The organism is Rubritalea sp., from assembly GCF_051252225.1.
Taxonomy (GTDB): Bacteria; Verrucomicrobiota; Verrucomicrobiia; order Verrucomicrobiales; family Akkermansiaceae; genus Rubritalea.
Genome location: NZ_JBPOGE010000010.1, coordinates 38,975 through 61,047 on the forward strand (window position 1 = coordinate 38,975; position 22,073 = coordinate 61,047).

21 protein-coding genes are annotated in these 22,073 nt (G+C 49.0%); 14 read left to right on the forward strand and 7 right to left on the reverse strand.

Going from position 1 to position 22,073, the window contains the following annotated elements; genetic code table 11:
• The first annotated feature begins 14 nt into the window (after positions 1-14).
• On the forward strand, positions 15-143 hold the full coding sequence (locus ACSHX2_RS10610) for a hypothetical protein (RefSeq protein ID WP_435692922.1): 129 nt from the start codon (positions 15-17) through the stop codon (positions 141-143).
• A gap of 102 nt (positions 144-245) precedes the next feature.
• Here ACSHX2_RS10610 and ACSHX2_RS10615 read toward each other — a convergent pair whose 3' ends face one another.
• Positions 246-1,040, reverse strand: a complete 795-nt coding sequence (locus ACSHX2_RS10615) for an HAD family hydrolase (protein ID WP_435692923.1) — start codon at positions 1,038-1,040, stop codon at positions 246-248.
• A gap of 135 nt (positions 1,041-1,175) precedes the next feature.
• Here ACSHX2_RS10615 and ACSHX2_RS10620 point away from each other — a divergent pair, with 135 nt between their 5' ends.
• On the forward strand, positions 1,176-1,403 hold the full coding sequence (locus ACSHX2_RS10620; RefSeq protein WP_435692924.1) for a hypothetical protein: 228 nt from the start codon (positions 1,176-1,178) through the stop codon (positions 1,401-1,403).
• Between the two features lie 4 nt (positions 1,404-1,407).
• Here ACSHX2_RS10620 and rsmA read toward each other — a convergent pair whose 3' ends face one another.
• The gene (gene rsmA, locus ACSHX2_RS10625; RefSeq protein WP_435692925.1) at positions 1,408-2,862 is read right to left on the reverse strand and encodes a 16S rRNA (adenine(1518)-N(6)/adenine(1519)-N(6))-dimethyltransferase RsmA; all 1,455 of its coding nucleotides are present in this window, start codon (positions 2,860-2,862) and stop codon (positions 1,408-1,410) included.
• Positions 2,863-3,248: 386 nt separating this feature from the next.
• Between rsmA and ruvB the strand changes: the two genes are divergently transcribed.
• The 4 genes from ruvB (at position 3,249) to ACSHX2_RS10645 (ending at position 7,018) form a co-directional block, all read left to right on the forward strand.
• Positions 3,249-4,265 (forward strand): Holliday junction branch migration DNA helicase RuvB, encoded by a 1,017-nt coding sequence (gene ruvB, locus ACSHX2_RS10630; RefSeq protein ID WP_435692926.1) that lies wholly within the window; start codon positions 3,249-3,251, stop codon positions 4,263-4,265.
• Positions 4,266-4,634: 369 nt separating this feature from the next.
• Positions 4,635-4,898, forward strand: coding sequence for a large ribosomal subunit protein bL28 (locus ACSHX2_RS10635; RefSeq protein ID WP_435692927.1), 264 nt, complete (start codon positions 4,635-4,637; stop codon positions 4,896-4,898).
• A gap of 441 nt (positions 4,899-5,339) precedes the next feature.
• A complete protein-coding gene (locus ACSHX2_RS10640; RefSeq protein WP_435692928.1) occupies positions 5,340-6,356 on the forward strand; it encodes a hypothetical protein in 1,017 nt (338 codons plus the stop codon).
• A 23-nt stretch (positions 6,357-6,379) separates the two neighbouring features.
• The gene (locus ACSHX2_RS10645) at positions 6,380-7,018 is read left to right on the forward strand and encodes a PEP-CTERM sorting domain-containing protein (RefSeq protein ID WP_435692929.1); all 639 of its coding nucleotides are present in this window, start codon (positions 6,380-6,382) and stop codon (positions 7,016-7,018) included.
• A 626-nt stretch (positions 7,019-7,644) separates the two neighbouring features.
• Here ACSHX2_RS10645 and ACSHX2_RS10650 read toward each other — a convergent pair.
• Positions 7,645-8,115 (reverse strand): peroxiredoxin, encoded by a 471-nt coding sequence (locus tag ACSHX2_RS10650; protein ID WP_435692930.1) that lies wholly within the window; start codon positions 8,113-8,115, stop codon positions 7,645-7,647.
• Positions 8,116-8,662: 547 nt separating this feature from the next.
• Between ACSHX2_RS10650 and ACSHX2_RS10655 the strand changes: the two genes are divergently transcribed.
• Positions 8,663-9,241 (forward strand): CDP-alcohol phosphatidyltransferase family protein, encoded by a 579-nt coding sequence (locus ACSHX2_RS10655; RefSeq protein ID WP_435692931.1) that lies wholly within the window; start codon positions 8,663-8,665, stop codon positions 9,239-9,241.
• 84 nt (positions 9,242-9,325) lie between these two features.
• Positions 9,326-10,756 (forward strand): ribosome biogenesis GTPase Der, encoded by a 1,431-nt coding sequence (gene der / locus ACSHX2_RS10660; protein WP_435692932.1) that lies wholly within the window; start codon positions 9,326-9,328, stop codon positions 10,754-10,756.
• A gap of 140 nt (positions 10,757-10,896) precedes the next feature.
• On the opposite strand, the gene hpt is transcribed toward der, so the two are convergent.
• Positions 10,897-11,475, reverse strand: coding sequence for a hypoxanthine phosphoribosyltransferase (hpt, locus tag ACSHX2_RS10665; protein WP_435692933.1), 579 nt, complete (start codon positions 11,473-11,475; stop codon positions 10,897-10,899).
• A gap of 135 nt (positions 11,476-11,610) precedes the next feature.
• Between hpt and ACSHX2_RS10670 the strand changes: the two genes are divergently transcribed.
• The 5 genes from ACSHX2_RS10670 to ACSHX2_RS10690 all read left to right on the forward strand — a co-directional run bounded on the left by ACSHX2_RS10670 (position 11,611) and on the right by ACSHX2_RS10690 (position 17,285).
• The gene (locus ACSHX2_RS10670) at positions 11,611-12,033 is read left to right on the forward strand and encodes a Fur family transcriptional regulator (RefSeq protein ID WP_435692934.1); all 423 of its coding nucleotides are present in this window, start codon (positions 11,611-11,613) and stop codon (positions 12,031-12,033) included.
• 71 nt (positions 12,034-12,104) lie between these two features.
• Entirely contained in the window at positions 12,105-12,857 is a 753-nt protein-coding gene (gene sufC / locus ACSHX2_RS10675; RefSeq protein WP_435692935.1) for a Fe-S cluster assembly ATPase SufC, read from the forward strand.
• Between the two features lie 63 nt (positions 12,858-12,920).
• Positions 12,921-14,366 (forward strand): Fe-S cluster assembly protein SufB, encoded by a 1,446-nt coding sequence (gene sufB, locus ACSHX2_RS10680; protein ID WP_435692936.1) that lies wholly within the window; start codon positions 12,921-12,923, stop codon positions 14,364-14,366.
• A 43-nt stretch (positions 14,367-14,409) separates the two neighbouring features.
• The gene (sufD, locus tag ACSHX2_RS10685) at positions 14,410-15,696 is read left to right on the forward strand and encodes a Fe-S cluster assembly protein SufD (protein ID WP_435692937.1); all 1,287 of its coding nucleotides are present in this window, start codon (positions 14,410-14,412) and stop codon (positions 15,694-15,696) included.
• Positions 15,697-15,833: 137 nt separating this feature from the next.
• Entirely contained in the window at positions 15,834-17,285 is a 1,452-nt protein-coding gene (locus ACSHX2_RS10690) for a C39 family peptidase (RefSeq protein ID WP_435692938.1), read from the forward strand.
• Here the strand turns inward: ACSHX2_RS10690 and ACSHX2_RS10695 are convergent.
• The 3 genes from ACSHX2_RS10695 to trpE all read right to left on the reverse strand — a co-directional run bounded on the left by ACSHX2_RS10695 (position 17,282) and on the right by trpE (position 20,801).
• The gene (locus ACSHX2_RS10695) at positions 17,282-18,553 is read right to left on the reverse strand and encodes a hypothetical protein (protein ID WP_435692939.1); all 1,272 of its coding nucleotides are present in this window, start codon (positions 18,551-18,553) and stop codon (positions 17,282-17,284) included. The two genes, ACSHX2_RS10690 and ACSHX2_RS10695, sit on opposite strands and share 4 nt — an antisense overlap.
• A 173-nt stretch (positions 18,554-18,726) precedes the next feature.
• Complete coding sequence (gene pabA, locus ACSHX2_RS10700) at positions 18,727-19,290, reverse strand: aminodeoxychorismate/anthranilate synthase component II (protein ID WP_435692940.1); 564 nt, start codon at positions 19,288-19,290, stop codon at positions 18,727-18,729.
• Positions 19,291-19,301: 11 nt separating this feature from the next.
• The gene (gene trpE, locus ACSHX2_RS10705; protein WP_435692941.1) at positions 19,302-20,801 is read right to left on the reverse strand and encodes an anthranilate synthase component I; all 1,500 of its coding nucleotides are present in this window, start codon (positions 20,799-20,801) and stop codon (positions 19,302-19,304) included.
• 125 nt (positions 20,802-20,926) lie between these two features.
• Between trpE and ACSHX2_RS10710 the strand changes: the two genes are divergently transcribed.
• Complete coding sequence (locus tag ACSHX2_RS10710) at positions 20,927-22,036, forward strand: hypothetical protein (RefSeq protein WP_435692942.1); 1,110 nt, start codon at positions 20,927-20,929, stop codon at positions 22,034-22,036.
• The last annotated feature ends 37 nt before the right edge of the window (positions 22,037-22,073 follow it).

Here is a 22,073-nt window from a genome sequence, read left to right on the forward strand (position 1 = left end):
GCCGACGTCCAGCGGTGCACACATCTTCAAACCTCAAAGGCAATACCATTGGCTTACACGGCGCCTCACCAGCTCCATTCCATTCAGCCATCAAGACCTTCCCTCAGCTGGACACCGCCGAGCGCCGTCCCTACCTAGCCTAATGGCTCAGCTACCTCCCCCATCGCAACCACGCGATGCACTTTAATACCTTCGACACTAGTCCCCCACCATTCGTGCAATTCGAGTGATTCGCGGTAAAAAAACTACCCCAGAAAATGGGTCAAGGCCTCAACCGTCCCGAGGCTCCCAAACCCCTTGGCGACATACCCCCCATGCCCACGCACATAGTCTATCACCTCTTGCTGGGAGTTACCCACACACGCGATCATACCCGCCACATCCGGATGTAATTTATCGATATCGTTGTGACCATCACCTATCGCAAACACATTCTCCACGGGCACACCAACTCGCTTCGCCAGCTCTTGGAGAGAAGTCCCTTTATTGTAACCACAATGGGTGAAGCGCATATAGATGGAATTATAAAGAACCCCAATGAGGTCTGACATATGCCTATGCTCATTCACAAACTCTAAAATCTGGAGCGTCTCTTCCTCAGAGCTAGCCACGATTCCAGCTGGATCTCCTTCCTCCTCTACCCACTGAGCCGATGTCGCACTCATCACATGCTCTTTTACGAGTTCGATAAAATCCCCAGCATCCTCGAAAAAAAGTGCCGTATCACGCGCATAGCGCTCGTGCCAATCTTCCACTCGCTGCCAGCGACCGAACTGATCACCCGGCGTGTAAATTTCACGTTCACGCGCGACTAGAAAATCCGGAGAAAAGGGAAACGCCCCATCCTTAAAACCCTCTAACATATAGAGCAAGGAGCGCCCGGTATTGATAGCCCACAGCCAGCCATCTGCACGAAGCTCCTCTATTTTCTTATAGAAAAGAGAATCCACTGCAGACTCGTTGTTCGGTAAATACAGGGTGCCATCAAAATCGAAAGACAGAATGCCTCGCACTTCAGTCGGGTAATCGAGCGGTTTCACAGCGCCAAGCTAAACACAGCCACTCAGCTTGGGAACTGATTTCTTAAAGAGTTCTCTACCCACCTTGACGTTTCACCTTCACAAATTTCAACACTACGATTAAACCCTATTCTAACAACGTTTAAACACCCCACTATGCTGCGTAAAAAAGACCCTCTCCGAGGACACAAAATTATAAGAAGCACCATACTCTCTGGACTAAGCCTTATTGCTTTCACCCTCTGTCAGGGTGGCAAAGCATTCTTTTGCTTTGCCATAGTAGTGCTAGGCCTAATCCATTTTATCAAAGCATGGAACGGCAAGCCCGTTCAAGATGTTCTAAGCAAAGTCTTCGAACATCCAGAGCGCACTTATAAAGGTTAAACTTCTACCCCTGCGCACCAGCCATCTTCTCCTCAAACACCTTCCAGCATTCGATAAAACCTGGGGCGAAATCTTCTGGTCGTAGAGCTACCCACTCGCGCACTTGCTCCATAGTGAACCACTCCGTAGTAAATACCTCACTACAGGGAAAACGCAGCGCACCGTCGTAACGCGCAAGATAGAGCCCAATAAATTCCCAGCCAGTATTCTCGCTTGGCGAAAGTCTCGCAACCTCCTGCGTATCACAGTCCTGGATACCCAACTCCTCAGCGAGTTCACGCAAAACGCAGGCATCATAGCCTTCGCCGGCATCTAAATGGCCAGCGGCACTACTATCCCACTTACTTGGAAAATTATCCTTCAAGCTCGAACGCTTCTGCAGCAGAAGCTCCTTGCGTTTATTAAAAACAAACACATGCACCGCGCGATGTAATAAATTCTCAGCATGCACCACTGCACGCTTTTCTTGACGAACTACCTCATCCTTCTCATCCACCACATCGAATAACTCATCAGCATTTTGCGGGATGTCCTTTAGCGGATGATCATCATACATGCGCGTGATCTCGATCCAGTTCTCCAGTGAAATTTCTTCAGCACGTGCCGTTTCTTTTAAGCCGAGCACAGGAGCTACCTCAGCCCATTCACGGGTCTCAGGAAGCTGCTTTTTAATCTGCTTGCGGCGCTGAGAGAATCCACGGCGAATCAGTTCATCGAACAAACGCGCATCGTAGTTTGGTAGTTCACTCTCAGGTTTCGGCACACAGACCATCACAGTGGAATCAATCTTTGGCGGGGGCGTAAATGCCTCGGGCGGAACTAGCATCACCGGCTCACTCACCCACTCACTCTGCATACGAAGAGAAAGCACACCATAATTTTTCGTGAAAGGAACAGCGACAATTCTATCAATAAATTCCTTCTGCAGCATCAGAACCGCACGTGAAACCATTGTCGGTCGCTTCATGAAGTTACGCATGATTGCACCACCAGCGGAATAGGGTAAATTCCCTAGCATCTTAATCGGTCCGTATTTAAAAAGCTGACGAAGATCAAAACGTGCCGCATCATAGTGATGCACCTCCACATCCTCTCGGTCCTTATACGTCTCCTTCTGGTATTCAGCCAGACGAGCATCGTACTCCACCAGAATCACCTTCTTCACTCGTCCAACGAGATGCACTGTGAGCGCACCTGTTCCAGGACCACATTCCACCACGACATCATTCTCGCTAGGGTGGAGTTGATCCACAATTGCACGTGCCACCTTCGGGTCGCAGAGGAAATTTTGTCCAAGCTGGCGCGATGGTATCACACCTGCCGCATTGAGAACTTTTTTGATATCGCCGATCTCCATGCCACACCTTCTAGCGAAGAACCCAATACAAGCAATCTCAATTCTATTCATCACGCCCACACGATGCAGACCACGACCTTCGACCTCTGAGACCTTCGACACACCGCAGCTCTCAAAAAACCGACTTCACACGCAAACCTAGGTAGGGAGGTCGCTCCGCGGTGTCCAGCGGAGCACCCATCTTCGAACCGTAAAGGCAATACCATTGGTTTCCAATACGCCAAACCAACTCCACTCCATTAAGCCTCCAAGACACCCCCTCAGCTGGACACCGCGGAGCGGCGTCCCTACCTAGCCTAATGGTGAAGCCTGCCAAAATCATCTATTACAATCTTCCCTCTTAAACCAATCCGACTAAAACACTCTCAGAAATTCTGTCCCATTCTAAAATTCTGTCTAGCGCAGCAGGCTCTCCCCTCCCACTTATTCAGTTGCCAGTTCCCAACCACCCGTTATTTCTAAATTAAACAACTTCTCACTTCTTCCCAATGTCCGACTCTTTCTTTGAACAAACTTCCAGCGCCCCTGAATCCCCATACGATGTCTCACTACGCCCACCAGAGTTTAGCGAGTTCCATGGACAGGAAAAGATAAAAGAACGCATCATGCTGATGGTCGAAGCCGCAAGACAGCGCGATGACGTGCTCGAGCACGTTCTTCTCTCTGGCCCTCCCGGCCTCGGAAAAACAACACTCGCTAATATTATAGCGGGAGCAGCGGGAACTCAGCTCCACACCACCTCTGGCCCTCAGATCGAAAAAGCGGGTGACCTCGCAGGCGTTCTCACTAACATCCAAAAAGGCGACATCCTTTTTATCGATGAAATCCACCGTCTCCACCCAGCAGTAGAAGAATACCTCTACCCAGCCATGGAAGACTTCCGGCTCGACATCATTATCGACTCTGGCCCCTCCGCACGTTCCATCCAGCTCAACCTCCCTAAGTTCACTCTCGTCGGCGCCACCACCCGCGCCGGCATGCTCACCGCTCCGTTGCGTTCACGCTTCGGATTAGTGAACCGCCTAGACTATTACTCAAGCGATGAACTCGCGGTGATTATTACCCGTTCAGCAGGCCTTCTTAACATCTCTATTAAACCAGATGGAGCCACAGAAATAGCCTCCCGATCCCGTGGCACCCCACGTATAGCCAACAACCTCCTACGCTGGGTACGCGACTTCGCCCAAGTCAGAGGAAATGGAGTGATCGACGCTGACACCGCACACCAAGCCCTCGCTATGATCGAAATCGACAACGACGGCCTCGATGAAATGGACGTGCGTATCCTCGAAGCCATGATCTACAAGTTCAATGGCGGCCCAGTAGGACTTTCCTCAGTCGCGGTAGCCGTAGGAGAAGACGCCTCTACTCTCGAAGAAGTCCACGAACCCTTCCTCATTATGCAAGGCTTCGTCAAACGCACCCCACGTGGACGCGTCGCACTTCCCGCCGCTTACACCAAAATCGGTGCACCACTCCCCAAGCCCGAAAACGAGCTCTTCTAAAACAAACCATCGCTTCCACCCGATACATTCCATACCTTCGCCCCCCGCACATCGTAGAGCCTAATCTCACACGCAAACCTAGGTAGGGACGTCGCTCCGCGGCGTCCAGCGGTGCACCGATCTTCAAACCACAAAGGCTACACTATTGGTTTCCAACATGCCTCACCAACTTCATTCCTTTCAGCCGCCAAGACATCCTCTCAGCTGGACACCGCGGAGCGGCGGCCCTACCTAGGTCAATGGTTTCCTCCACCCCCTCATGCACACAAAACACTGAAAAACAGTAAAAGACTCTTTTTTAGCCAATAAATTCCTTGACCTACTAATCCGTCAGTGTTTATCTCCGCGCCCACAACAAATTTCAAGATTATGGCAAAAGTATGTAGCATCCGCGGATCAAAAGTACGTGTAGGTCGCAAGATCCACCGTTCTGGTCTCGCTAAGAAAAAAGGCGGTATCGGTCGTCACGTGACCAAGACTGTGAAACGCAAAGTATCACCTAACCTTCAGACTAAGCGTATCTTTGTTCCTGAACTCGACCGCTACGTACGCATTAAGCTTACAGCGAAAGCGATCAAGACAATCAACAAGAACGGCGCTTACGTAACACTCAAGAAGGCTGGTATCATCTAATTGATACAGCACTCCCAAGTGCACTCAATTTCTAAACGACGCATTCCGCAAGGTCTGCGTCGTTTTTTTGTACCCAAAAACCTCCCTAAACTATCAAGAGTCATCGACCAGTGATGAGTTTCCCGTCCCAGCTATCAGTTCGCTCTTAAAAAAACTAAGCCACGTTCTGACCACACCTCAAAAATATTCACAGAGCGGAAAGCACTCTCGGACAACACTAAGACCTCATCACTATTTGATAGTAGATGCATTCCATGGAATAGTAACCACTCAGCGACTCCACTTACCTCCATGTAAAAAAAATATAAAATAACTGTCTTAATCTAATCTTAAGCATTTTATGGTATTTATCACTTGTCATCAGATATCCGATTCATGTAGCTTGCGCTAATCCAATTAGTTCTGCCTCCCGAATCCAGAATACAAAACACCACAAACTTTATGAAGAAACAATTTAAACTGGGAGGCATCGCAGCACTCTCGCTCCTAGGTTCCCTTGCGAGCATGAACGCTCAAACTGCGACGACTGACCCTGTGGGTTATGTAACTGTCAACCTTACAGGAAATGGCTATAACCTTGTCGGATTAACCCTACACGAAGCTACAGAAATTTCGGGTTCCTTTGAAACAGTCAATGGCGTACAACTTACAGATGATGACGTAGACTTCAGCACAATCCTTGAAGACGACACCTCTTACATTCTAGAAATCACATCAGGTGACGCATCAGGTCTGATTCAGGAAATCACAACAACTGATGTCAACACGAACGTAATAAGTACACCTGATGACCTCTCAGATCTAGGTGAAGGAAGTATTTCAGCCGGCGCAGAGTACAAAATACGTAAAGCTGCTACGATTTCATCTATTTTTGGAGCCGACAACAGTGCTGGATTACTTGAAGGCACATCAATCGGCGCTTCAGATGTTATATGGGTTCAAAATGGCTCAGGCTCTTTTAATAAGTATTTTTATCACTCTGGCCAAACCGTCCCATTTCCTATTTCTGAAGGCTGGAAGAGCTCTACACTTACAGATGTTTCAACCCTTCCTCTCATCTACACAGATGGGCTTATGATTGAAACAAATGACTCTTCGGATAAATCTTTAACTCTAACCGGCTCAGTTATCTCCCAAGCTAAACAAATGGTTGTCACAGAAGGCTTCAATCTATTAGGCACAGTCTTTCCTATTGGCACAACACTATCGGCAAGTGGATTAGAAAACGACCTGCTAGGTGGAACGTCACTAGGTACAGCTGACGTTCTTTGGCTTTCAAACGAATCAGGTGGTTTTGATAAATACTTTTATCACACAGGCCAAACTGTTCCCTTCCCTATATCTGCGGGCTGGAAAAATTCCACCTTAAGTGATGCATCCACTCAAGAAATCTCAGGAGCTATCTTTATAGAACGTCAAAGTGGTGATACCTCAATAACGTCAACTCCATCATTCTAGAATTTCCATTTATAAATAACTACATGAAAACAAGCATTAAACTTATCATATTCCTTGGTTTTACTCAGATAGCGTCTGCGACCACGGTATCAATTACAGTCGACAACTTTAATGATGGCTTCAATCAAGTAACAAACTCATCCGGAACAGCATTAACGCAATCTACATCATCTTTTTATCTTGGTGTGATGAATGAGTCCGTTATTGGCACTTCAAATTCTGTCACTGATCTATTTGCTGGATTTACAGCATTTGATACACCTATTCAACTGACAGACCCTGGTGATAGTGATATTTTTGTTAGCCCTGGTTTCTTTTCTGGCCTAGCTGTAGACTTCGACACTAGTGCATACGACAATGAAAGTGTATATGTTTTTGCTATGAACGGCACCAGTGCAGGCTCATCAACTGAAGCATTTATCTGGAAGGCGGCTGGCATCACATTTAATAACACTGGAGATCCATTTACATCTGGAGTTGATGGAGGAGCTACAGCTCAGTCCTTCAGCATGACATCAGCTAATGGTTCACTTATTTTCGGAAGTGAAACAACAGCAGGCAACCCATTTGCAACTGCTGATGTTTCAGCAGTTCCAGAACCATCCAGTACCGCACTTCTCGGTCTTGGTTCCGTAGCCCTTCTTCTCCGCCGTCGTCGCTAGACCGACTGCGAACAAGAACGACTCAACACAATTCACCAAAGCTCCACGCGTTCATTCGTGTGGAGCTTTTTCTTTCCACCCATCGAGCACTTAAAACCTCATAGCTAGGCAGGGAGGTCGCTCCGCCGACGTCCAGAGGTGCACAGAACTTTAAACCGCAAACGTCACACCTCTGGCTCCCAACACGCCTCACCCTCCTCCATCTCTTTAAGCCATCAAGACATCCCATCAGCCGGACGCCGGCGGAGCGGCGTCCCTACCTAGGTGAATGGCAACTTCTACCACCCTGCCATTCCATTTATTTCATTCGCGCACCCATCTCCAAAATCAAAAACACGACCATCACACCCCATCGCGACCACGCGATGCCAACATTAACCTTCGACTTTAAGACATCCGACACAACGAATCACAAAAAACCTAATTTCACACGTAAACCTAGGTAGGGACGTCGCTCCGCCGACGTCCAGATGTGCACCGAACTTTAAACAGCAAACGTCACACCTCTGGTTCCCAACACGCCTCACCTTCCTCCATTCCTTTAAGCCATCAAGACATCCCATCAGCCGGACGCCGGCGGAGCGGCGTCCCTACCTAGGTGAATGGTGAGAATACATTTTGAAGGGTTAACCCAAGACCTCGAGCAATTGTTCGAGATGCTTTGCAGGCTTCACTTTTTCAAGAATAGCCTCGAGCTGCCCATCCGCTCCGATCACAAAGGTGCTGCGTTCGGTGCCCATGTATTTCTTACCATACATCTGCTTCTCTACCCACACGCCGTAGGCTTCAACAATCGCTTTATCCTCATCACTGATCAATGGATAAGGAAGTTGCTGTTTCTCAATAAATTTCACGTGACTTTTAATCGGATCAATACTGACTCCAAACACCTGAGCTTTACCCTCTAGCTGAGTCCAATCATCACGCATCGCACAGCTCTGAGTCGTACAACCAGGAGTATTATCTTTTGGATAAAACACTAAAACCACGCGCTGCCCCTTAAACTGCGAGAGCGAGATTTGAGCTTCTTCTGCATATTCACCACCGACCACTGGGGCGCTGAACTCTGGTGCGGCTTTGCCGATTTCTGGTTTCATACATAGGGATCTACCCGATACAGGACTATGCATCAACCATAAGTCACATCGATCAAACGCAAACATCATCCATCGCGACCACGCGATGCTCATTCTGACATTCGACTTTAGAACCTTCGACACAGCGCACATCGTAAAACCTAATCTCACTCGCAAACCTAGGTAGGGACGTCGCTCCGCCGACGTCCAGCGGTGCACCCATCTTCGAACCACAAAGGTGCGACCTCTGGCTTCCAACACGCCTCACCAACTTCATTCCATTAAGCAACCAACACATCCCCTCATCTGGACCCCGCGGAGCAACGTCCCTACCTAGCCAAATGGCGGGGCCATCGATAACCATTCGTTCACCAACGTTACATCAGCAAAATCTGCCTCATTCTGTAATTATGTCCATCGCCGCAAGCATCCCCATTTCGAAACTTTCGTCTATTTCGCGGTACATTTCCTCATTCCTAATTCTCAATTTCTAATTAATAGCCCCCTTGTATTCATTCGTGCAATTCGTGTATTTCGTGGTAAAAAATGAGCGCACTCTCGACCGCTCTTGAACGCCGCCAATGCCATCACCCTATTTCGATTCGCACTGATTCCAGTCTTTGGAGTCTTAGCCGTCATGTATGGACGCAGCGTAGAGATAGGAACCCCAGATGAAACTCTCCGCTTCCTCGCGCTAGGCACATTTATCCTTGCTGCCGCTAGCGATGGTATCGACGGCTACGTAGCCCGAAAATACAACCAAACCAGCAAGCTCGGCGCCGTACTTGACGCCCTCGCTGATAAGGTGCTCATGCTCACTGGCCTCATCACCCTTTCCTTTGTCGCATGGGGAGAGAGCGACTGGATCATTCCTGCGTGGTACATCGTCATGGTAATCGCACGTGATGTCAGCATAGGCCTCGGCTGTGCGATGATCCTTTCCCTGGGAATTAAGATCCAAGTCAAGCCACACTGGACCGGCAAGGCAACTACCATCGCACAGCTATTTACATTAGGCTGGGTCATGCTAAAGGTGGTACCGCTCTCACCGCTATACCCAACAATCGTTGCAGCGGTATTGACACTTTGGTCCTCATGGGCTTACAGCCTCAACTGCATCCGGCAAGTCAACGAGCTAAAAACATAAACATAGCAAAGTTGATCTTCTTAAAAATTGCACAGCATGTGACTCAACTTTCTCCTTCACACTTTTAACTTTATACTTTCACCCGTGAAAATACCAACCATCGCCATCGTCGGCCGACCAAATGTCGGTAAATCAGCGATTTTTAACAGACTCGCCGAACGCCGCATTGCCATCGTACATGATGAACCAGGTGTCACACGTGACCGCATTGCTGCGCCATGTAAAATCACCGACCACCCTTGTGAAGTCATTGATACTGGCGGTATTGGCATGAAGCTTGACGATGGTTTTCACGATCAAGTAACTATCGAGGCTGACATTGCTATGAGCAGCGCCGACATGATTCTCTTTGTCGTGGATGCTCGTGATGGCCTCACTCCTACAGATGAAGCTCTAGCGCAGAAGCTCCGCCGAGCTAAGTCACCAGTTTTCCTCATCCTTAATAAGGCTGACCATCACGCGCAAGAACTCATGGCTGGCGATTTCGCTCGTCTTGGACTCGGTGCAGGTGTCGCCATCTCCGCAGCACACGGCCGTGGCTTTGGCGAACTCGCTGAGCTCATGGACGAAACTCTCGCTAAAATCATTGAGGCACAGAGCGAGGAAGAAGAAGAAATTCAAGAAATAGTCGAGCGAGATGGCCTCAAAATTGCCATCGTTGGCAAACCAAACGCGGGTAAATCCTCACTGATCAATGCCATCCTCAAGGATGATCGCACCATCGTTTCTGAAATAGCGGGCACTACCCGTGACGCCATCGACATCCCCTACTCATGGGGAGAAGAAAAGCACACACTCATCGACACAGCAGGTCTGCGCCAGCGCCAGAAAATGGATACCTCGGTTGAAGTTTTCTCCGCAATGCGTACCGAGAAATCAATCCGTCGTGCAGATATCTGCCTACTCGTGATCGATCTCGACGCTGGTATTTCGTCGATGGATCGCAAGATCGCTAAAATGATCAAAGAAGAGCGCAAGCCATGCCTAATCATTCTCAATAAGTGGGACCTCTTCGAAGCTGGTGGTTCCCGCCAAGCGCGCCTCGACAAAGCTAAAGAACTCATTAACCACGAGCTATTCTTCCTCTCCTGGGCTCCTTACGCCTGTGTCTCAGCGAAAGAAGGCCAACACATTTCCCAGATTTTCAATCAGATTACCCGTATCCGCCAAGCTGCGAGCAGCCCGATCACTACTGGTCGCCTCAATCGCTTGCTCAGCGATGCGATGGAAATCAAACCACCATCTCAGCACAAGAAGTACAAGAAGCGCGTGAAGCTCATGTACGCCACGGCTGTAGTGAATGACAAGTACACTGCCATTCCCGTACCTCAGTTCATCCTATTCGTGAACGACAAGCGCCTCATGCACGAGCATTACGAGCAGTACCTAGCCAACCGTATTCGTGAACAGCACGATGTACTCGGCGTACCTATCGTCTTCTCCATCCGCTCACGCAACGCCTCCAAAGGTGGCGGAGCTAAAGGTGGCCACGGCGATCTAGGCCCTGTCGAATAAGCCACGCGTCACCTTTATCAGGTAGGGACGTCGCTCCGTCGGCGTCCAGCTGCGCACCGAACTTCGAAACAACAGGGTAATACCTACTATTCTAAAATAGGTCACCTCCCATCGCGCAACGATCAGCAGTCAAGCCCCCATCAGCCGGACGCCGTCAGAGCGGCGCCCCTATCTAATGGAAAGATAACCTTTCCAACTTGCCTCATCACACCCACATAAGGCAAGTTCCTATACCTTCCTTGATAGTCTAGGCCGTAGCCGATCACAAATTCGTCTTCAATATCGAAGGCCCGATAATCAGCTTCGCAGGCGACTGCACGCTCTTTTATTTTATTGAGCAGCACACAGCCCCTCACCTCACTCGCGCCTAATTCCGTCAGCGAATCTACCACGGCACGCATCGTCAGACCCGTGTCTAAGATGTCGTCCATCACCAGTACTTTTTTCCCTTGCACATCGGGTAACTTCGCATCAAGAAACTCCACCCTCCCGCTACTCTTAATACCCCCATGATAGCTTGCTACATTGATACATTCCACAGTCATTTTCACTGGTAAACGACGGCACATATCTGCAGCAAAAACCAAGGCTCCTTTGAGTAATATCACTACCACAATCTCATCATCGGCAAACTCAAGCATCATCTTCTGAGCTAACACATCAAGCCGCTGACGAATTTCTTCTTCAGTAATCAAAATCTTCTCCACATCACGGTGCATTTCTCAGTTCTAGGCGTATTTCTGTATTTTCAAACCTCAAATTGAGATAATAGAAAGCTTAGTGCTTATTTAGACTTAGAACTATTCTAAATAAGACTTGATTGGTGGTATTCTCAAGCGTAGGTTGCCGCAGCCATGAAGACAGATATTGAGACACTTAACATTCCCGGCTTACGCATGACCAAACAGCGTAAGGAAGTGTATCGCGTGCTGATGGAAAACCGCGATCACCCGACAGCTACGGAGGTCTACGAGCGCGTGAAACAGAGCACACCTGGCATTTCCCTTGCTACGGTCTATAACTGCTTAGAAACACTAGTCGAACACCACGCAGTGCGGCAGGTCAATTTCGAGCGTGAGTCCTCACGCTACTGTCCGAACCTCAGTGAACACGGCCATTTCCACGACGAAAGCACTGGCAGTATCCACGATATTCAATTCAAAAAAGGCGTCAAACTCAGTGACTTTCTCGATCTTCCAGAAGGAGCTCAGGTTAACAACCTAGACATCACCCTTCGCGGCACCCTAGGAACGCCAAACCACAATTCGGCGAACTAACACACTTTCCGCGGCCAACACCGCGAATCACCTACTTAACACAAATACGTAACATAAAAAACAACGAAGCTATGTCTATCATCATCAAAGACCTTCACGCTAAAATCGGCGACACCGAGATTCTTAAGGGCCTCAACCTCGAAATTCCAACTGGTGAAGTTCACGCAGTCATGGGACCAAACGGTGCCGGCAAGTCCACACTTTCTAAGATTATTGCTGGTCACGAAGACTACGAAGTAACGAGTGGTTCCATCACAATGGATGGTGTTGACGTACTTGAGCTCGACGTAGATGAGCGCTCGCGCGCTGGAATCTTCCTTGCGTTCCAGTACCCAATGGAAATCCCAGGTGTATCGAATGCTAACTTCATCCGCGCAGCTCTTTCAGCACGCCTTCCAGAAGGAGAAGAGCTCGATGCTGTAGCCTACTACAAAGACCTCTACGCGAAGATGGACACACTCGACATGGACCGTAAGTTCACCGCCCGTGCAGTAAACGAAGGTTTCTCCGGTGGTGAGAAAAAGCGCAACGAAATCCTTCAGATGATGATGCTCGACCCACGCTACTGCATCCTCGATGAGACTGACTCAGGTCTCGACATTGATGCTCTCAAGGTCGTTTCTGAAGGTGTGAATCTGCTCCGCAATGAAAACCGCGGATTCCTTGTGATCACTCACTACCAGCGCCTTCTCAACTACATCAAGCCAGACGTAGTGCACGTGCTTGCTGACGGCCAGATCGTCAAGTCAGGTGGACCTGAACTTGCTCTTGAACTTGAGGAAAAAGGGTACGACCACCTCACTAATAAGCCAGCAGCAGTCTAGTCATCCGGCTCGATCGAGCCACTCAAGCAACCAATAACAATTAACTCACAACAGTTAACGATTATGGAAATTTCAGATACAACAATTTCTCCTGAGATCGATCAGGAAACACAGGACGCGATCGATGTAGATCGCGCCACGGGCGACTTCCGTTTCCCGGAGAACCACAAGTACGATGCAGGTTACGGCCTCAACGAAGACACTGTGCGCTACATCTCCAACGTCAAAAAGGAAAAGGACTGGATCCTCGAATTCCGCCTCAAAGCACTCGAGGTTTTCGAATCCAAAGCGATGCCTACCAACTGGGCAACGGACGACCTTAACAACATCGACTTCGACGCAATCCGCTACTACCTCTCAGACGGTCAACAGCCAAAACGTAGCTGGGACGATGTTCCAGACGACATTAAGGAAACATTCGAGCGTCTCGGTATCCCCGAGCAAGAGCGTGCATTCCTCGCAGGTGTGGAAGCTCAGTTCGACTCAGAAGCGGCTTACTCTAATGTTAAAGAAGCACTCAGCAAAGAAGGTGTTATCTTCGTCAACTCTACAGAAGGCCTCCGTGAGCACGAAGAAATCTTCCGCCCATACTTCGGCAAGGTGATCCCTACTGGTGACAACAAGTTCTCAGCACTGAACTCAGCAGTATTCTCTGGTGGCTCATTCATTTACGTACCGAAAGGCGTAAAGCTCAAACAACCACTCCAGGCATACTTCCGCATTAACTCCGAGAACTTCGGTCAGTTCGAGCGCACGCTCATCATCGCTGACGAAGGCTCTGAGATTATGTACATGGAAGGTTGTACTGCACCTAAGTTCGAAACTGCAACTCTCCACTCAGCAGTGGTTGAGCTGGTTGCTCTCAAAGGAGCTAAGATCCAGTACGTGACTGTTCAGAACTGGTCGTCCAACGTGTTCAACCTCGTGACTAAGCGCGGTATAGCACATGAAGATGCAGAGATCCGCTGGATCGACTGTAACATCGGTTCACGCCTCACCATGAAATACCCTGGTGTAGTCATGAAGGGCGAAGGCGCACGCGGAGAGGTTATCTCTATCGCTCTCGCTAACGACGGTCAGCTTCAGGACACTGGCGCTAAAATGATCCACGCAGCGGACAACACCACTTCCAACGTGGTTTCCAAGTCTATCTCCGTAGGTAAAGGTAACTCGACCTACCGTGGTCAAGTTCACATTCCTAAGCACCTCAAAGGTTGTAAAAACAACACTGAGTGTGATGCACTTCTCATCAACAGCCAGTCACGCACTGACACATACCCAGCCATCACGGTTCGCGGTAACCAGCACGTGACGCAGCACGAGGCATCCGTATCGCAGGTTTCTGAAGACATGCTCTTCTACATGCAGCAGCGTGGTCTCAATGAAGGTCAAGCAATGTCGCTCGCAGTCAACGGATTCATCAACGAACTCGTCCGCGAGTTCCCAATGGAATACTCCGTAGAACTTAAGCGCCTCATCGACCTCGAAATGGAAGGCTCAGTTGGGTAACCCCAGCAATTATCAATTTAAAATTAGGAATTAAGAATTACCTATGACTACTTTAGAATTACCAAGCATCACGGCTGAACAGCCATCCACGCTGACTGACGCGCCACAATGGTTTGCTGATGCACAAAATGCGGCTTGGCAGACATACCTCGACACACCAATGCCATCTCGCAAGAACGAGTCATGGCGCTTCGGTGAGCTCAAGCAGCTCGACTTCGATAGCTTCACTCCTGCAGCATTTGCTGACTCGGTAGATATCGACGTCCAGATCTCGGGACTCGACGAAACATCCGCACAGTTCCTCTTCGCAAACGACGCACTCGTCCACGCTGAAGCTGATCTCCCTGAAGGTGTGATCTGTCTTCCACTCGAAGACGCTCTCCAACAGCACGGCGAGCTCGTTGAGAAATACTTCATGAAGGGCGACACAAAACTCGGTTCAGCCAAGTTTGCTGCACTCCATAAAGCGCACCTCTCAAACGGACTTTTCGTATACGTACCGAAAGGTGTCGAAGTTGAGAAGCCAATCGAAGTGTATCACATCGTGGCTGGTGACAAATCTGCAATCTTCCCGCACACTCTCATCATCACTGAAGATAACGCGAAGGTGACAGTCGTTGACTACTTCAAAAACGCTGGCGAAACCACTGGTTTAGTCATCGCTATGAACGATCTCATCGCAGGAAATGGATCTCAACTAAACTACTCTGCTATCCAGGATCTCAACCTCAGCTCCAAGATTATTCAGATCAACAACACCACAGTCGAACGTGATGCGAACGCAAAAGCATTCACGCTCAACGTCGGTGCTGCATGGGCACGTAACGAGTCCCTTTCCATTCTCAATGGCAAAGGCGCAAACTCTGACATGCTTTCCATCAATCTTCCTTCGGGCGAGCAGAAATACGATCAGCGTACTTTCCAGCATCACGCGGCACCACACACCTACAGTGACCTCCTTTACAAGAACACGCTCTTCGGCAAAGCCAAGACCGTCTTCTCTGGACTCATCGCTGTGGACGAAGGCGCGCATTTCACTGATGCCTACCAGACATGCCGTAACCTCCTCATGGATGACACCACTGAGGCGAGCTCCATGCCTGGTCTTCAGATCAATGCCGACCAAGTGAAATGTTCACATGGTTCCACAGCTTCAGCCATTAGCGACGAAGAAATCTTCTACCTCCAGGCACGTGGTGTCCACCCGAAACAAGCACGCTTGCTCATCGCTCGCGGCTTCTCAGTGGAAGTTATCGACCGCCTCAAAAACGAAGCTCTCGAAGCCCTCGTTCTCGGCTACGTCGACGCCAAGTACGCTACCGTAGCGTAAACAGCTCACTACATTTACAATTTATCAAAAGGCAGCCTCCACTCGGAGCGCTGCCTTTTTTCTTACATGACTCTGGATATTAACTTAAAGCCATTTAACTTAACTCTCGTGCCACCCCTCAAACTAACTCTCATCTTATGCCCCACCGTATTTTAGTCATTCTGTTCTTCGCCCTTTCTGTACCCGCTTGGTCTTCCGAATGGGTGGAAATCACACAGAAATCCTCTGGTAAGAGCTTACCTGTAAAAGTGCATTCCATAGTTGACGGTAAAATCACCTTTGAAATTAAAAGCGGCAAAAAGTTCACCTCCCCCACAGCATCGTTCACCAGTGACTCACTTGCCAACGCGGATAAATACCTGAAAGCAAAGAACTCTGAAGTAGATCAGACTCTATCCGCGATCAACACCGCCATCAGCCATCCACTCTTCGACACCAACCTCCCACTGTGGGAACAATCCGCTACAGATGTCGCCAAGAGGCTAAAGTGGCCGAATGAATCTACATCAGCCCAGTCCAGTAGCTATCGTTACTACCCACCAAAGACCTACACATTTTTAGGAACGCACCCCTATTCTGCTGTGCTGTATGGCGATGCAGTAGGCAACCCCAGCCACCTCTCCCTCGTATTTGCCAACAAAGGCGACTACGGCAGTAAACTAGGAATGGGGGAAGACCACTTTAAGAAAATTCACCCAGACGAAGTGCTTCCTGCGTCATTGAATGATGCTATTGAGCTTGATGCTAATATCATTACTCAAACACTCACCAAAGCACTTGGCGAATCAGTAGAGCAATACTACGGCGAAAAAGAGGATAAACGCCGAGTACTCAGATGGGATTATGGTGAGCATTCCTTCATTCTATCAGAAGAAGACCTAGAATACACCAGCTTACTCGTTGTGCCAAAACCTATTGCAGATAACGAAGGTAAGGTCGACTTCGTTAAAGACTCTGATCTAAGAAACGTCGTCGCGGCCAATGTAGTGAATGAAGAAAATGGTGACACGGTAATTAAAAACATCCCAATGGTGAACCAAGGGCCTAAAGGCTACTGTGCGCCAGCTACTTTCGAGCGAGCTATGCGCTATATGCTCGTCCCAGCAGACATGTACCTGCTTGCTACCGCAGCCACCCAGCCAGAAGGAGGAACAAACACGTCATTACTAGCTGATAGCGCAAAGAGAATCATCCGTAGTAAAGCACGCAGAATTAAAGATCTCGACCTTAAAAAAGACCTCAAAATACGTACTGTTAAAAAATACATCGATAAAGGGGTCCCTGTCCTTTGGCAAATGCGCAGCCTTGATGAATACAACAAGATCGCTAATAAACGCACTAAAGAAAGAGAGAGCATTACTGACTTCAGCGCATGGGCTGAAACTACCAGCGAAGAAGCAGAGCAACTAAGAGAAAGCTTTGAGCTCAACTACACTAACCACCACATTTGCCTCATCATCGGCTATAATGAGGCCACCAACGAAATTGCAGTGAGTGACTCCTGGGGTCCGCGCTACGCTCTAAGATGGGTGAATATCGATATCGCCCAAGCGGTAACCAATCCAGGTGGCTTTGTGATCGATCTCTAATCCTCGACTACACAAGGAACTAAAATTCCGTCCTTCATCCCGTGAATTTTCTTCTTATCCGCAGGGACAATCGTTGCCAGCGTACCACCAAGTTTAGTTTCGCCACTTTTATCTGTGAAATAATAAGGACAGAGTCGCACACGTCCCTGCATCAGCTTTTCCTCTCCCGTTTCAGAATCAAAATACGGATGTTCGACAATGCGCCCCGCGTGATACTCCTGCATCACCCACGGCTGGTGGTCAAACTCACTCGTGGCTCGCTCTATTGCAGCCGCCCATTCGTCACGCGGCATGTCATGACCGATTTGCACGCTCTTGGACCCCCAAGCCAACTCACTAAAACCGCTCACCTTCACTACTAACCTACGCTCCTTCTGGCTAAACTCAGCCACATCACTCCAGCTATTCACCCCAAGTCTCGGCAATGCCGCATGCGGTGGTAATTCCTGTGGATCCATCATCCAGCCGAAAGGCACGATTTCCTTTAAGCGCTCAAGATGCTTTCCACGCATCGCCTCTTGCCAAAGCCCTTTGAGAGCCGGCGTCCAGAGCAATGCGAGCCAAAGCTTTTCCTCAAGGTGAGGTTTACACGGCGAAGTCAAACCAGTCTGAGCTGCTAACTCTTTCGCAGCAGAAATATTCTCCCAGTCAAACCACTCGAAAAAACGATACGCATCCTCATCCGTCGCTTCTGCACTCTCTGCTGTTTCCACACGGAATTCCTCCCCCAACTGCCGCGCTAACCATTCCATCTCTGGTCGGTAATCCGCACTTTCTTCAGACACTAAAATGCGCCCGCCCTCGGGCATCAGTTTCTTAAATCCTTCAGGAACACCATCGCGTCCACCTAGAATGTCAAAGCCAGCATCCGCATAGAGATTACTTAGCCATGTAGTGATCCCCATTCCACCTGGAACACTGTCGAGCTCGGTCAGAGCAAAACCATTTTCAGTGAGGATGAGATCTGGTCGAATCACTCTTGGAAGCGCCCCGCGCAATGCAGTCTCACGTTGCTGCTCGACTATCCACTCAGGCTTCCCTGCATCTAACACCTCGGATATCCACCGAGGCACACGGCCCATGGCCGAGCGCTGGTAGAGCACATCACTTGCGCTCTGAAACTTGGCTAACACATGCCCTAGCGACTCAACCTTGCGCGCTTCTTGCTTTGTTAGAACAAAAGGCTTTGGAGAAAACAACCACTGCGTCCCCTCTCGGAGACCCGAGTCAGGTAGTGCTTTTTGGATATCTGTAAGTAAAAGTGACAATGATACTATTCTACCGCGAAATACGCGAAATGTTCGAAAAATTTTACTCTATAAAACTCTCGGTTTCACAGAACAAAACATAAGCCTCTAGCTTCTGCTAGCAAGAAACAACCATCCCTCTCTTTCGCCACTTTCGTGTATTTCGCGGTGAAGAAGAACTCGCCATAGAACAACTAAATATCTAAAAAGTTCTGAAGCATCACTTTGCCATGCTCGGTCAAGATCGACTCTGGGTGAAACTGCACACCATGGATTTCCATTTCCTTGTGCCGTAGCCCCATGATGACTCCGTCTTCCGTCTCTGCTGTAATTTCTAAGCAATCAGGAAGCGTCTCGCGCTTCACGATAAGTGAGTGGTAGCGCGTCGCTGTGAATGGGCTTGGGATTCCCTTGAAGACACTTTTGCCTTCATGAAATACTTTAGAAGTTTTGCCGTGCATCAGCTGCTCGGCACGAATCACATCACCACCGAATACCTGGCCGATCGACTGATGACCGAGGCACACGCCAAAGATTGGAATTTTACCCGCGAAATGTTCAATCACTTCGCAGCTTATTCCCGCTTCAGTCGGGCTACATGGACCTGGAGAAATACAGATATGCGTCGGTGCGAGTTCTTCAATGTCAGCGATGCTGAACTTGTCATTGCGAACAACCTTCATTTCTTGACCTAGCTCGCCAAAATACTGGACGAGGTTGTAGGTGAAGGAGTCGTAGTTATCGATTACTAAAAGCATAATGTGTCCTTCTATTCTTCAATGGTCTTGGCGAGCTCCACTGCGCGGAGCATTCCCAGCGCCTTGTTGCACGTTTCTTCAAATTCATAGGTCGGATTACTATCCGCCACCACACCAGCGCCTGCTTGCACGTAGACTTTCTCGTCTTTCACCAAGCACGTCCGCAGCGTAATACAGCCGTCATGGCTACCGTCCCAGCCGAAATAGCCTACTGCTCCAGAGTAAGTGCAGCGCTTATTTTTTTCGAGCTCGTTAATGATCTGCATCGCACGGATTTTCGGAGCCCCACTCACAGTCCCTGCTGGGAACGTAGAGCGAAGCACGTCATACGCGCTGTGACCATCAGCTAAATCTCCGTGCACATTGGAAACGATGTGCATCACATGACTGTAGCGCTCAACGATCATGAAATCGTCCACCGTAACACTTCCATGTTTAGCAATACGCCCCACGTCGTTGCGGGCAAGATCCACTAACATTAGGTGCTCTGCGCATTCCTTTTTGTCAGCTAACAGATCTGCCGCCAGAGCATCATCTTCTTCCTCGCTTTTCCCTCTCCAACGCGTTCCCGCAATCGGTCGGATGTCGATACGCCCTTTAACTGAGCGCACGTGGACTTCAGGAGAGCTACCAACAAGAGAGAAGCCCTCGAGCTGTAAAATAAACATGTAAGGTGACGGATTCACATGACGCAATGCACGATAGAGGTTCACTGGTGAACCAGTGTAGTCAGCCTCGAACCGTTGGCTTGGCACCACTTGAAACGCATCACCAGCGGCAATGTATTCCTTCGCGTGCACCACCATCTCCTCGTACTCAGCTTGAGTCGTATTGCTCTTCACTTCTGGCTGCGGATAATCCACTAGTCCATTGAGCGGAGCCACATGTACAGGCTCGTCGAGCTTATCGAGTAACACTTGGATCTTAGCCTTAGCATCAGCGTATGCTTCATCCACTGTCTCGAAATCATCTAACAAGGCGTTAGACACTACTAACATGCGACGTAACTTTTGGTCGAACACCAACATGGTATCCGCCAGCATGAACACAGCGTCAGGTAAACCGAGATCGTCCTCTGGCACTTGTGTGATCGTTGGTTCAAACTGCTGCACAGCATCGTAACCTAAGTAACCGACCATCCCCCCGTAGAACGGTGGAGCATCGCCATGGGTCACAGGCTTGTACTGGGCCATCAACTTCTCGAGCTCTTCAAGCACGTCATTTTCAGCTGATAAAAATTGGACTTCATTGCCCACATGCCACTCTATCTCTTTTCCATATGCTTTGAACACGGCGCGGGGTGCAGATCCTACAAAGGAATAGCGACCACCAGCGTCAGTACTTTCAGCGCTTTCCAACAAGAATGCTCCATTTTCATCCGCTATCTTCAAATAAGCGGAGACAGGAGTCTCAAAGTCGGCAGCTAGCTGAGCATACACAGGAACGACATTTCCACGCTCAGAAAGCGTTCGAAACTCTTCGAGACCAGGTTTGACAGGCAGTTGATTCACGCGGAGAGAATGCGCTCGGAACTCTAACTTGCAAGTGAGAAATGCAGCACAATGCCCACGAAATAACACTTCTCGTAAATTTCAACTGACAGAAACTGCACACGCGTAATAATACACCCAGCTCGATGCGTATCCTCTGCCTCATATCCCTACTTTTTTCTATTCAGCTCCTCGCTGAATCGCACCTGCCGCCCTCCTCGGAAATAGCAGTCGAGCCCTACTTAAAACAGGTTAAACAGCAGCTCACTACGCTTACGGGGAATAATCAGACTGCTGACAACGTTTTTCAAAATCTAGGATTCAGTGGAGTCAAATCTGCGAGCCAATCGAATCTCATGGTCGATGACACATGGCTGAGTGAAATCACGCTCACGCGCGAACACCATGGTATATTCAAACTCTTAGCTCCCCCATCTAATAAAACCTTCTTCGCGCCTCAATCTACAGATATAGCTCTGCAAGCTTCACTCGACCTCACAGCTCTTCATGAGCTCATCCTAGAATACCATCGCGCCTTTGGCCGAGAAGATGAAGCGAATGAGATCTTGGGCATGAAAATCGGCGGCGTGGAGCTCAGCAATTTACTACAAAACAAACACACCACACTCCAGCTGTGTATCGACTTTGACGACACGCGACAACTCCCACTTGGCAAAGAGAATATCGGATACCCTCATTTCGCCCTCCGCATAGATGGGTGCTGCGAGCAATTTGAACAAATAGTCCAGCATTACATGCAGACGCGTAATGCACTCTTCACCAGAGTCACTACTGAATCAGGATCGCTCTTCACCCTCCCCGCTTACTTCTCAGAGGCCATCGCTGGCTACCTTCCAGTAATAGCCTTTAACACTCAAGAAGACAGCACAACGATCGCCAGCAGTGCGGACATGTTAAAAAGACTCGCCTCAGAGAAAGACTCACTTGCGCTCGACCCAGAGTTTATTGAAACATGGGAAAGCCTCCCCCTAGATAGCTCATGTAAGCTATACGTCTCCAAGCGAGCAGTCGAAGGATTCCACCATTTTTACAAGCTCTCACTCAAAGAACGATGGACCGACAACCCAAGCTTCCTTGCAAAAAAGTTTCAGATTTCGGCTGCAGCAGCACAACTCAACAGCTCCAAATCAGGTCTTGCATTTACTCTATCCTCTGAGGAAAACAGCGACACCATCACAGCGAAAAGCCCCTTCCCCAGCAGTTTCATCTTATGGGTTTTGAAAACTGCCAATTAATCAGATTTCAATCAGGTTTTCAAATCACTACCAACTT